The sequence below is a fragment of the Pseudaquabacterium pictum genome, from assembly GCF_005403045.1.
In the GTDB taxonomy this organism is placed as follows: domain Bacteria; phylum Pseudomonadota; class Gammaproteobacteria; order Burkholderiales; family Burkholderiaceae_C; genus Pseudaquabacterium; species Pseudaquabacterium pictum.
In genome coordinates this window covers 430,168-442,221 of the sequence record NZ_BJCL01000003.1, presented here as the reverse complement: position 1 = coordinate 442,221, position 12,054 = coordinate 430,168, and the positions used below count along the sequence as shown (strand labels likewise).

Here is a 12,054-nt window from a genome sequence, read left to right as displayed (position 1 = left end):
GCTCAGTCGCCGACGGCCGGCAGCGGCCGCACCCGGTCCACCGCCTCCAGTTGCAGCTGCGCGCCCTGCAGCACCGCGCCGCCATGGGCGGCCGCGGCCCGGGCCTGGGCCCGCGCGGCATCTTCCAGGAACACCGGCAGCTCGGGATCGATCGGCAGCGCCGTCAGCGCCAGCACCGGCCAGCCGCCGCCGGGCTGCTGCCAGCGGTCGACGGCCAGCGTCCAGGGCGAGCCGTCGAAGAAGCGATCGTCCACCACCGTGCCATCGGCCCAGAGGCGCAGCACATCGCCCACCACGTCGAGCTGCAGCCACAGCCGCGCGCCGGGCGAGCGGGCCTGCAGCGCAGCGAAGGCGGCGGTGGCCGCGGCTGGCAGCGGCAGCGCCCAGCGGGCGGCTGCGGCGTGGTCGGCCTCGTCGGGCACCAGCGGCACGGGGCCATCGCGCCAGGCCAGGTGCGGGCCCCAGCGCAGCGCTGGCGTGGGGCCCGGGGCCTGTTCAGCCACCGGCTGGAGCGGCCAGGGGCCGCTGTCGGCATCGGCGGCCACGCTGCGGGCCCAGGCGCCGGGCAGGCCGGGCAGCGGCAGCGGACCGGGCGCTGCTGACAGGCCCTCACCCGGCCACAGCTGCCACCAGCCGGGCTGGTGGGCCGGCCGGTGCAGCGCCAGTTCACCGGCCGGGCTGCAAGTGGCCGGGTGGCTGGACAGCAGCAGCCGCGGCTGGCCGCCGATCTGCACCCGCTGGCAGGCCTGGGCAAGCGCCTGGGGCAGCACCAGCAGCTGGTGCGCGTGGCCCTGCACATCGGTCAGCGCCAGCAGCAACGGCTGGTCGACGGTGCCCAGGCGCAGCAGCCAGTGGGTGCCCTGACGCTGCAACAGGCCGCCGCCGGCCAGCGCGGCGGTGGAGCCGTCGAGCGCCAGCAGCGGCAGCGGCTGCCCGTCCAGCGTGGCAGCCGCCAGGCCGTCGGCGTCGATCACCAGCTCGGCCGGCAGGCCGTCCAGCGCCACGCCCACCCAGGTGCTGGACGCACCGGCCTGCCAGCGGGTGAAGGGCTGCAGCGTGGCCTGGGCCAGGCGCACGCCGCCCAGCCGCTGGCCCACCGGCCAGATGGCGCACTGGCCCGGCTGCAGCGCCAGCGGCCCGCCCAGCGGCATCGGCTGCGCCGGTGTGCCCTCGGCCTGCAGCAGCCACTGCAACGCCGGCAGCGGCGGCAGCGGGTGGTGGCGCACATGGTGGTTGGCAAAGACGAAGCCGGCCACCGCATCGCCGCGGCCTGCCGCGCGCAGCGCCAGGCGCGGCTGGTCACGGTCGGCGGGATCGAACGGCCCGGCGGCAGGCAGCACCGCGGCCAGCGGCGCCAGCTGGTCGCCGAAGCCCTGCATGAAGCTGTGCAGCAGCCGCAGCCTGCCCCAGGAGGGCCGCACCTGTCCATGGGCGCCCAGCGGCGCATGGAAGTCATAGCCCCACTGCGGCACGTCATTCGGGTAGCCGCTGGCCTGGGTCTCGTTCAGCGGTCCGGTGGCGCAGACCGGGTTGGTGCCGCCATGGAACATGTAATAGCCGACCAGGTTGGCGCCCGAGCCCAGCTGCACCAGGATGGTGGCCACCACGTCGTCGGCGCCCAGCACCGGGCGGCGGTGGTAGCTCTGGTGCATGCCGCCGCCGGCCTCGGCCAGGCAGAACGGGTAGCGGCGGGTGTCGATCAGCCCGGCAGCGGGCGTGCCGTCGACATTGCCCATCTCGCCGATCACCCGCCGGGTGTTGAACAGGAACACGCCCGACGGCGGCAGCGGCCCGCGCGCGCCCTGCCAGAAGCCGTCGGCATAGGCGCCGGAGACCGGCAACACCTCGCGTGCCGGGATGTCCAGCGTGGGCCAGCCGGTGACGGTGTACAGCGGCACGGTGAGGCCGGCGTCCAGCGCCAGCTGCTTGAGCGCGCTGATGTGCTCGGCACCGCGGCCGGGGCCGGTCTCGCCGTACTCGTTCTCCAGCTGCAGGCCGATCACCGGGCCGGCATCGCGCCACAGCAGGCCGCGCACCTGCTGCGCCACCTGGCCGAACAGCGCCGCCACCCGCCCCAGGTAGCCGGCATCGTTGCAGCGCAGTGGGCCGGTGGCCGGCAGCCAGTCGGGGAAGCCGCCCAGCCGCACCTCGCCATGGCACCAGGGGCCGGGGCGCAGGTAGACCAGCAGGCCGGCCGCGGCCGCCAGCTGCAAGAAGCGGCGCAGGTCGCGCTGGCCGTCCCAGCGCCAGCGGCCGGGCTGCGGCTCATGGTGGTTCCAGAACACGTAGGTGGCCACCACGTCGACACCGCCGGCGCGCAGCTTGGCCAGCTCGGTGGCCCACTCGCCGGCCGGGCAGCGGCTGTAGTGGAACTCGCCCATCACCGGCATCCAGGGCCGGCCGTCGAGGCTGAGGTGCTGGCTGTCGATGGCCAGCGTGCGCAGCGGGTGAGGGTGGTGACCCAGGTTCAGGAAGCCGCGGTCCGGCACCGGCGGGGCCGGGGGCACGGCCAGCACAGGGCGGTGGTCTTCGGACAGGGCGGCCATGGCGCAGGGTCGGCAGTGCAGCGGGTTAATCGTTTAATCCACCATCAGTAGAGCAGCAGCCCACTGGCAGCGGCAATGCGGGTTAACCCGTGATCACGAGGGCACATGGCCACGCCGCTGGATGCAGTTCCCCCTGCGCCAAACCGTTGGCGCAGCGGCCTGGCCGCAGGCGGCCACGGTGGTTGACAGCCGCACCCGTCCCTTGCTCCAATCGAAGTTAATCGCTTAACTGAATCACACCGTGACCCTGGACGACCTGCCCCTGCGCCTGGGCGTTTGCTACTACCCCGAGCAATGGCCCCGCCACCTGTGGCGCGACGACGCCCGGCGCATGCGCGAACTGGGCCTGCGGGTGGTGCGCATCGCCGAGTTCGCCTGGGCGTTGATGGAGCCCGAAGCCGGCCGATTCGACTGGGCCTGGCTGGACGAGGCCATCGACACCCTGGCCGCCGAAGGCCTGCAGGTGGTGCTGGGCACGCCCACCGCGGCGCCGCCGCACTGGCTGGTCGATGCCCACCCGGACGTGCTGCCGATCGACGCCCAGGGCCAGCCCAAGGCCTTCGGCTCCCGCCGGCACTGCGACTTCAGCAGCCCGGCCTTCCTGGCCGCCAGCGACCGCATCGTCGGCGCGATGGCGCAGCGCTACGGCCGCCATCCGGCCGTGGTGGCCTGGCAGCTGGACAATGAATACGGCTGCCATGACACGGTGGCCTCGTACTCGCCGGCCGCGCTGGCCGCCTTCCGCCACTGGCTGGCGGCACGCCACGGCAGCATCGACGCGCTGAACGCCGCCTGGGGCACGGTGTTCTGGAGCGCCCAGTGGGCCCGCTTCGACGACATCGGTTTCCCGGTGGGCCAGCCCGGTGGCGCCCTGCCCGCCCATGCGCTGGACTGGCGCCGCTTCTGCGCCGACGCGGTGCTGGCCTACCACCGCCGCCAGCGCGCGCTGCTGGCCGTGCATGCGCCGGGCGTGCCGGTGCTGCACAACTTCATGGGCCTGTTCACCGATGTCGACGCCCATGCGCTGGGCGCCGACTGCGACATCAGCAGCTGGGACAGCTACCCGCTGGGCCACACCGACATCGCCCCCGGCCTGGACGAGGCCGAGCGCCTGCGCTGGGCCACCACCGGCGCGCCCGACATCACCGGCTTCCACCATGACCTCTACCGCGGCTGCGGCAGTGGCCGCTGGTGGGTGATGGAGCAGCAGGCCGGCCCGGTGAACTGGGCCGCCTGGAACGCCCTGCCCGCGCCGGGCATGGTGCGCGCCTGGACCTGGGAGGCCTTCGCCCACGGTGCCGAGCTGGTGTCGTACTTCCGCTGGCGCCAGCTGCCCTATGCGCAGGAGCAGATGCACTCCGGCCTGCACCGGCCCGATCTGGAACGCGACACCGGCGGCGACGAAGCCGCCGCGGTGGCCGCCGAGCTGGCCGCCCTGCCCGCCCAGCTGGCCCGCCTGGGTCTGGACGCCCAGGCCCTGGCGCCGCGGCCGGCGCCGGTGGCACTGGTGCTGGATTTCCCGTCGCTGTGGATGGCGGCGGTGCAGCCGCATGGCGCCGACATGCCCGGCCTGGGTGTGGCGATGCGTTACCACGCGGCGCTGCGGGGGCTGGGGCTGGACGTCGACATCCTGCCGCCGCACGCGCCGCTGCAGGGCTATGCGCTGGTGGTGGTGCCGTCGCTGCTGCATGCGCCGCCAGCCTTCACCGCCCAGGCGCTGGCCCTGCCCGGCGTGGTGGTGCTGGGCCCGCGTGCGGGCAGCAAGACGGCCGACATGGCCATCCCGGTGCCGCTGCCCCCGGGCGACCTGGCCGCCGGCCTGCCGATGCGGGTGCACGGCGTCGAATCCCTGCGGCCCGGCCGCCAGCTGCCGCTGCAGCAGCCCGATGGCCAGGCGCTGGCCGAAGGCGCCCACGGCCTGCAATGGCGCGACCTGCTGGCGCCGGCCGACGGCGTGCAGGTGCAGGCCACCTATGCCGACGGCTGGCCGGCCTGGCTGCAGCACGGCCGCTGGCATGCGCATGCCGGCGTGGTGGATGCCGGCACACTGGGCCAGTGGCTGGCCGCTGCCGCCGCCCAGGCCGGCCTGGTCACCACGCCGTTGCCCGACGGGCTGCGGCTGCGCCGCCGCGGCGCGCTGCAATTCGCCATCCACCGTGGCGAGCAGCCGGTGGCCGTGCCGGCGCCGCCGGGGGCGCAGTTCCTGCTGGGCGGGCCCACGCTGGCGCGTGCCGGCGTGGCGGCCTGGTGGGTGCCGGAAGGCCCGGCCGCATGACCACGCTGGTGGAGGTGGCACGCCATGCCGGCGTCACCGCGGCCACGGTGTCCAACGTGCTGCGTGGCCGCGGCAAGGTGGGCGAGCAGACCCGCCAGCGGGTGCTGGCCGCCGTGCAGGCCCTGGGCTACCAGCCCAACCTGATGGCCCGCGCCCTGGTCGAGGGCAAGCCGGCCACGCTGGCGCTGATCGTCTCCAGCATCGCCAACCCGTTCTATCCCGAGTTCGCGCTGGCGGTGGAGCAGGCGGCGCGGCAGGCCGGCTACTTCCTGCTGGTCTGCAACACCAATGACGACCCGGTGCAGGAGCGCGCCTACCTGGATGCGGTGGGCGGCGCCCTGGCCCAGGGCGTGATCGTGATGCACGGTGACTTCGTCGTGCCGCAGGCGCTGGCCGCGCTGCGCCAGCGCGGCGTGCCGGTGGTGCTGTGCATGTGGGAGCAACCCGACCAGCCGCCCGCCCTGCCCTGCGTGGCGGTGGACTTCCGCCAGGCCGGCGTGCTGGCTGCCGAGCACCTGCTGGCCCTGGGCCACCGCCGCATCGGCGTGGTGATGGCCAGCGAGCCCAGCGGCAACCACCGCTGGCGCTGCGCCGGCTTCGTCGACACGCTGGCGCGCGCCGGCGTGGCCCTGCCGCCGGCGCAGCTGCGCCATGGCCACGACAGCATCGACGACGGCCGCAATGCCGCCCACAGCCTGCTGGCCGCCACGCCCGGCCTGACGGCGCTGTTCGCCACCAACGACCTGCCGGCCATCGGCGCGCTGCAGGCCGCCGCCGAGCTGGGCCTGGAGGTGCCGCGCGACCTGTCGGTGATCGGCATCACCGACATCCAGCTGTCGCGGCAGATGCGCCCGGCACTCAGCACCGTGGCCGTGCCCACAGCGGAAGCTGCGCGGCTGGCGGTGGAGATGCTGCTGGCCGAGATCAGCGCCCGGCCCGACGGCGCACCGCCGATGGCGGTGACGGCGCCGCCGCGGTTGGTGGTGCGGGCCTCCACCGGCCGGCCGGTGTCACCCGCTTGACAGTGGATTCCCCCGCCCGGCGCACCGGGCTTTGGCGCCACCATGGCCGTCCCTGCCACGCTGGAGACTGCCCATGCCCACCCGTGCCGCGCTGCTGCGCACCCTGCTTGCCGTTGCCACCGGTCTGAGCCTTGGGGTTGGTGCCCAGGCCCAGACCTTCCCGATCGCCGGCAAACCGGTGCGCATCGTCGTGCCCTTCCCGGCCGGCGGGCAGACCGACATCCAGGCCCGGCTGCTGGCCAACAAGCTGCAGCCGCTGCTGGGCACCTCGGTGCTGGTCGACAACAAGCCCGGCGCGTCCAGCATCCTGGGCACGATGGAGGTGGTGCGCGCGCCGGCCGACGGCCACACCCTGCTCTACACCATCAGCGTCACCGCGGCGCAGAACCCGCACCTGTTCAGCAAGCTGCCGTACGACCCGTTCAAGGACCTGACGCCGGTGATGTTCGCCGCGCGCAGCACCACGGTGCTGACGGTGCCGGCCAACTCGCCGTTCAACAGCGTGATGGACATCGTCAAGTTCGCCAAGGCCAACCCGGGCAAGCTGAACTACGCCAGCTACTCGCTGGGCAGCACCTCGCACCTGGTGTGCGAGCTGCTGCAGCAGGCTACCGGCACGCAGATGACGCACATCCCGTTCAAGGGCTCGGCCGACGCCGGTCTGGCGCTGATGGGCGGCCAGGTGGATTTCCTGTTCGACGGCCCCACCACCGCGCTGGCCAATGCCAAGGGCGGCAAGGTGAAGATGCTGGCCTACACCGACCCCAAGCCCTACGTGGCGCTGGGCAAGCTGCCCAACATGGCCGAGGCCGGCGTGCCAGGCGTGGACGTGTCGGGCGGCCTGCAGTTCTTCGGCCCGGCCAAACTGCCGGCCGATGCGCTGGCCAAGATCAACGCCGCCCTGGCCACCGCGCTGAAGGACCCGGAGATCGTCAAGGCCTTCATCGATGGCGGCAGCGAAGTGCTGGCCTCCACCCCGGCCGAGCATGCAGCGGCGGTGAAGGAGCAGCACGAGCGCTGGGGCGGGGTGATCCGGAAGCTGGGGTTGAAGATGGATTGACGGCGGGCGGACGGCCCGTGCGGGCATGGCACGCGGTAGCATCCGGCCCGCGGCGCGTTCAGGGCGCCCCCGGATCCGCGGGCAGGGTTGAACCCACCTGAGCTGAGATGCCCTGCCGGGCGCTCTCGATGCCCTCAGTCGGCCTGAACCGCGCGGATCGCAGGCCCTGTGACTGGGAGGCCTCATGCCTGACTCCACTTCCCCTGCGGCCGCGCCGTCGGCCCGCCGACCGGGCGCTCTGCCCGACCATCCCCACCTCGACCATCTGCGCCGTCAGGCGCGCGACCTCCACCGCGCGCTGAAGCGGAGCGACGCCGCGGCGCTGGCACGCGCCGCACCGTACCGGGTCGACGCCGGGGCCTCGCTCGCGCAGGCGCAGCTGGTGCTCGCGCGCGACCTTGGATTCGCGAGCTGGCCGCTGCTGGTCGAGGAAGTCGAGCGGCGCCGCGCCCGCGCGGCTGACGATGCCGGCTTCTTTACTGCCTGGCTGCCGTGGGCGATCGGGCAGGGCTACAGCCGGCCGCGGCCCGAGCGTGCCTGGGCGCTGGCGCAGACGCGTGCGGTGGCGCAGCGCGATGGGGCGCTCGTCCTCGCGCTCGCCTGTGGCGACCTCGCCACCGTGCAGCGCTTGCTGCCGCCGCCGCAGGTGCACGCGCCGCTGCCGCCGCTGGCCGCGCCGCCGATCGCGATCGCCGCGTTCTCGGGCCTGGCGCGCATCGCCGCGTGCCGCGAGGGGCTGCGCGCCACGGTGCGCTGGCTGCTCGCGCAGGGGGCAGATGCCAACACCCGGCTGGGTCTGCCGGGCGTTGAACACCCTCTGCCAGTGCTCTACGGCGCCACGGCGCATGCCGGTGACGGCGAGACCGTGCGCGCGCTGCTGGCCGCCGGCGCCGATCCCAACGACAACGAATCGCTCTACCACGCCACCGAGCAGGCCGACCGGTCCATCCTCGACGCGCTGGTGCAGGCCGGTGCGCGCTGGGCCGGCACCAATGCGCTGTTCCGCCAGCTCGACCACGACGACCTGCCGGGCCTGCAACAGGCACTCGCGCTCGGTGCCGATGCGAACGAGCTGTCCCCCACCATCGGCATGCGGCCGCTGCACCACGCACTGATGCGCGGCCGCGGCCTGCCCGTCGTCCAGGCGCTGGTGGCCGCCGGCGCCGACCCGGCCGCGCACGACAGCCACGGCCTCGCCGTGGCCTGGCATGCCGAACGCGTGGGCATGGCCGATGTCGTCGCCTGGCTCGCCGCCATCGGCCATGCGGTGCCCGCGCACGACCTGCGGTCACGCTTCCTCGCCGCCTGCGCTGCGGCCGACGCAACCGGTGCCCGCGCCGCGCTCGCGGCGCAGCCCGGGCTGCTGCAGCAGCTCGGCCCGATGGACCTGCGCCTGCTGCCCGAGCAGGCGCAGCGTGGGCAGACCGCGTCGGTGCGGCTGATGCTGGCGCTGGGCTGGCCGGTGTCGGTGCCCGGGCCTTGGGACGCGAGCGCGCTCAACCAGGCGGCCTTCCGCGGTGATGCCGGGATGGTGGCGCTGCTGCTCCAGCACGGCGCCCGCTGGGACGAGCGCAACGGCTACGGCGGCAATGCACTCGGCAGCTGCCTGCACGCGGGTGTCGACGAACCGGTGCCAGGCGGCGACTACGCGGCCGTGCTGCAGCTCTTGCTGGACGCCGGCGCGCCGGTGCCACAGCCCGAGCCGCACTGGCCCGATGCGATGGCGACAGTTGCCGAGCAGGCGGCCGCTTCGGCGCCAAGGGGCAGCCGCCTCGGAACGTCCTGACGCGGCGGGACTTGACCCGGCACCCCGGTGCCGGGTTTAACCTCGGGCCCATGCAATCCACTTCTGCCAACCTCGCCGACCGGTCCGCCCGGCCCGGCCGCCCGCCGCGGACGGCCCGCCCGGCCGCCCCGCTCACCACCGCCCGGCTGTGCGCCGCGGCGCCCGCCACCCGCGGCATGCTGCGGCTGTACGAGCGCGAAGGGCTGATCCGCCCGCCGCAACGCAGCGCCAGCGGCTACCGGCACTACGCCCAGGACACGGTCGACCGGGTGCGCGCCATCCGGCTGCTGAAGGACCTGGGACTGTCGCTGCGCGAGATCGGCCTGCTGCTGTCTGAAAGCGACACCGACTGCCTCGACGCCGACCGCATGCGGGCGCTGGCCGGCGCCCAGCTGCAGCAGATCGACGCCCGCATGGCCCGCCTGGCGCTGCTGCGCAGCTACCTGGCCCCCTTGGCCGCCGGCGACTTCGGCGTGCTGGACCAGGATGCCGACTGCCGCTTCCTGGCCGACTTCCTGGCCGCGGCGCCGGTGGGCGCGGAGGCCCGCGCATGAGCACCCGCCGCAAATTCCTGCTGGGCACCGCCGGCGTCGCCGTGGCCGGCACTGCACTGGTGGTGGGCTGGGGCCTGTTGCCGGTGCGCCAGCGCCTGCAGACGAGCCAGCCGCTGCCCACCGCCGCCGGCCAGCAGGCCTTCAACGGCTGGGTCAAGATCGGCACCGACGACACGGTGACGGTGATGGTGCCCAAGAGCGAGATGGGCCAGGGCGTGCACACCGCGCTGGCCATGGTGCTGGCCGACGAGCTGGACGCCGACTGGGACCGCGTGCGCACCGAGCATCCGCCGCTCGATCCGATCTACAACAACCTGGCCACCGTGGTCGACGGCCTGCCCTTCCACCCCGACGACGACGGCCGCCTCAAGCGCCTGGCCGGCCACCTGACGGCCAAGACCATGCGCGAGATCGGCCTGCAGGTCACCGGCGGCTCGTCCAGCATCAAGGACCTGTGGGAGCCGATGCGCACCGCCGGCGCTAGCGCCCGCGCCATGCTGGTGGCCGCCGCCGCCCAGACCTGGGGTGTGCCGGTGGCCGATTGCACCGTGGCCAAGGGCGTGGTGATGCATGCCGCCAGCAACCGCCGCCTGCGCTTCGGCGAGCTGGCCGAGCGCGCCGCCACGCTGCCGCTGCCAGAGGCGCCGGTGCTCAAGACCCCCGCCCAGTTCACCCTGATCGGCCAGCCGCAGCGCCGGCGCGAGGCGGCGTCGAAGCACGACGGCAGCGCCCGCTTCGGCATCGACACGCTGCAGCCCGGCCAGCGCTTTGCCAGCGTGCTGCTGTGCCCCACGCTTGGCGGCACGGTGGCCTCGTTCGACGCCAAGGCCGCGCTGGCCCTGCCCGGCGTGCAGCAGGTGGTGGTGGTGCCGCCGCTGCATGGTGGCACCGGCGGCGTGGCCGCCATCGCCGCCACACCCTGGCAGGCCATGGCTGCCGCCAAGGCGGTGGTGGTGCAGTGGAACCACGGCCCTGCCGCTACCCTCAACAGCGCCGGCATCACCCAGCAGCTGAAGGCCCAGCTGGCCGCCGAAGACGGCTTTGCGTACTTCAAGCAGGGCGATCCCGCCGCCGCGCTGCAGCAGGCCGCGCGCAGCCTGCAGGCCGAGTACAGCGCGCCGCTGCTGGCCCATGCCACGCTGGAGCCGCAGAACTGCACCGTGCTGTACACGCCCGATGCCAAGGACGGCCCGCGTGCCACCGTGTGGGCGCCCACCCAGGTGCCCGGCCTGGGCCGTTGGGCCGCCGCCGAGGCCCTGGGGCTGGACAGCGACCAGGTGGCGATGCAGGTCACCCTGCTCGGCGGCGGCTTCGGCCGCCGGCTGGAGGTCGACTTCATCGCCCAGGCCGCCCACGTGGCCAAGGCCCTGCCCGGCGTGCCGGTGCAGACGTTCTGGAGCCGCGAGCAGGACAGCACGCATGACTTCTATCGCCCGCCCTGCGTGGCCCGCTACCAGGCCGGCTTCGACAGCCAGGGCCGGCTGACGGCCTGGGTGGCGGCCTCGGCCGGGCCGTCGATCGTGCACCAGTTCCTGGGCCGCCAGTTCGGCCTGCCGGGCAGCGGCCCGGACAAGACCACCGCCGAGGGCGCCTTCGACCAGCCCTATGCCTGGCCCACCGCGCGCATCAGCCATGCCATCGTGCCGCTGCCGGTGCCGGTGGGCTTCTGGCGCAGCGTGGGCCACTCGCACCAGGCCTTCTTCAAGGAGAGCTTCGTCGACGAGGCCGCCCATGTGGGAGGGCAGGATCCGCTGGCCTTCCGACTGGCCCTGCTGCAGGGCCACCCGCGCCATGCCGCGGTGCTGAAGCGCGCGGCCGACAAGGCCGGCTGGGGCCAGCCGCTGGCACCGGCGGCCGATGGCGCGCCCAAGGCCCGCGGCATCGCGCTGCACCAGAGCTTCGGCAGCATCGTGGCCCAGGTGGCCGAGGTGTCGCTGGACCCGGCGGACGCCAAGCGCATCCGGGTGCACCGGGTGGTGGCCGCCATCGACTGCGGCACCGCCATCAACCCCAACCACATCCGCCAGCAGATGGAGAGCGCGGTGGTGTTCGGCCTCGGCGCCGCGCTGTACGGCGAGGTGACGCTGGAAGCCGGCCAGGTGCAGCAGACCAACTTCCACCAGCAGCCGCTGCTGCGCGGATCGGACTGCCCGGTGATCGAGACCGAGATCCTGCCCAGCACCGCGCCGCCCGAGGGCGTGGGCGAGCCCGGCACGCCACCGATCGCCCCCGCCGTGGCCAATGCCCTGTTTGCCCTGACCGGCCAGCGGCTGCGCAGCCTGCCGCTGAAGTTGGCATGACCGCTGGCTTGAACGAGACCACCCGATGACCACCACCCTCCAAGTCAACGGCACGACCCAGACCGTGGCCGCCACCCCCGACACCCCGCTGCTGTGGGTGCTGCGTGGCGATCTGCAGATGACCGGCACCAAGTTCGGCTGCGGCATGGCCCTGTGCGGCGCCTGCACGGTGCAGATCGACGGCCAGCCCACCCGCAGCTGCGTGACGCCGCTGTCGGCCGTGGGCACGCGCAGCGTCACCACCATCGACGGCCTGCAGGGCCCCGAGATCACCGCACTGCGCCAGGCCTGGACCGAGCTGGACGTGGTGCAGTGCGGCTACTGCCAGAGCGGCCAGCTGGTCTCCGCCAGCGCACTGCTGAAGGCCACACCCAAGCCCACCGATGCCGAGATCGACGCGGCGATGGACGGCAACCTGTGCCGCTGCGGCACCTACCCGCGCATCCGCGCTGGCATCCACCGGGCGGCGGTGCTGCTGGCAGGCGCGGGCTGACCCGGGCGGGCCAGGGCG

At 74.1% G+C, this 12,054-nt stretch carries 8 protein-coding genes; 7 read left to right on the top strand and 1 reads right to left on the bottom strand.

The window, feature by feature from the left end; genetic code table 11:
* Positions 1-2: 2 nt before the first annotated feature.
* Positions 3-2,546, bottom strand: coding sequence for a beta-galactosidase (locus tag FFT10_RS08945; RefSeq protein WP_137732443.1), 2,544 nt, complete (start codon positions 2,544-2,546; stop codon positions 3-5).
* A gap of 262 nt (positions 2,547-2,808) precedes the next feature.
* Here FFT10_RS08945 and FFT10_RS08940 point away from each other — a divergent pair, with 262 nt between their 5' ends.
* From FFT10_RS08940 to FFT10_RS08910, 7 genes are all read left to right on the top strand, one after another.
* Positions 2,809-4,821: a beta-galactosidase gene (locus FFT10_RS08940; RefSeq protein WP_137732590.1), complete on the top strand. Its 2,013-nt coding sequence runs from the start codon at positions 2,809-2,811 to the stop codon at positions 4,819-4,821.
* On the top strand, positions 4,818-5,843 hold the full coding sequence (locus FFT10_RS08935; protein WP_137732442.1) for a LacI family DNA-binding transcriptional regulator: 1,026 nt from the start codon (positions 4,818-4,820) through the stop codon (positions 5,841-5,843). Before FFT10_RS08940 ends, FFT10_RS08935 begins: the two co-directional genes overlap by 4 nt.
* Before the next feature lie 73 nt (positions 5,844-5,916).
* Positions 5,917-6,903, top strand: coding sequence for a Bug family tripartite tricarboxylate transporter substrate binding protein (locus tag FFT10_RS08930; RefSeq protein ID WP_137732441.1), 987 nt, complete (start codon positions 5,917-5,919; stop codon positions 6,901-6,903).
* 184 nt (positions 6,904-7,087) lie between these two features.
* Positions 7,088-8,689, top strand: a complete 1,602-nt coding sequence (locus tag FFT10_RS08925) for an ankyrin repeat domain-containing protein (RefSeq protein ID WP_137732440.1) — start codon at positions 7,088-7,090, stop codon at positions 8,687-8,689.
* A 50-nt stretch (positions 8,690-8,739) separates the two neighbouring features.
* Positions 8,740-9,243 carry a MerR family transcriptional regulator gene (locus FFT10_RS08920; protein WP_137732439.1) on the top strand — a complete coding sequence of 168 codons (504 nt, stop codon included), beginning with the start codon at positions 8,740-8,742 and terminating at the stop codon, positions 9,241-9,243.
* Positions 9,240-11,543 (top strand): xanthine dehydrogenase family protein molybdopterin-binding subunit, encoded by a 2,304-nt coding sequence (locus FFT10_RS08915; RefSeq protein WP_137732438.1) that lies wholly within the window; start codon positions 9,240-9,242, stop codon positions 11,541-11,543. The genes FFT10_RS08920 and FFT10_RS08915 overlap by 4 nt, the downstream gene beginning before the upstream one ends.
* 25 nt (positions 11,544-11,568) lie before the next feature.
* Entirely contained in the window at positions 11,569-12,036 is a 468-nt protein-coding gene (locus FFT10_RS08910) for a (2Fe-2S)-binding protein (protein WP_137732437.1), read from the top strand.
* Positions 12,037-12,054 lie beyond the last annotated feature (18 nt).

Bases quoted from the DNA above. Each gene is read 5' to 3' on its own strand.
- FFT10_RS08945 (WP_137732443.1), bottom strand. From the start codon at position 2,546: ATGGCCGCCCTGTCCGAAGACCACCGCCCTGTGCTGGCCGTGCCCCCG.
- FFT10_RS08935 (WP_137732442.1), top strand. From the start codon at position 4,818: ATGACCACGCTGGTGGAGGTGGCACGCCATGCCGGCGTCACCGCGGCC.
- FFT10_RS08930 (WP_137732441.1), top strand. From the start codon at position 5,917: ATGCCCACCCGTGCCGCGCTGCTGCGCACCCTGCTTGCCGTTGCCACC.
- FFT10_RS08925 (WP_137732440.1), top strand. From the start codon at position 7,088: ATGCCTGACTCCACTTCCCCTGCGGCCGCGCCGTCGGCCCGCCGACCG.
- FFT10_RS08920 (WP_137732439.1), top strand. From the start codon at position 8,740: ATGCAATCCACTTCTGCCAACCTCGCCGACCGGTCCGCCCGGCCCGGC.
- FFT10_RS08915 (WP_137732438.1), top strand. From the start codon at position 9,240: ATGAGCACCCGCCGCAAATTCCTGCTGGGCACCGCCGGCGTCGCCGTG.
- FFT10_RS08910 (WP_137732437.1), top strand. From the start codon at position 11,569: ATGACCACCACCCTCCAAGTCAACGGCACGACCCAGACCGTGGCCGCC.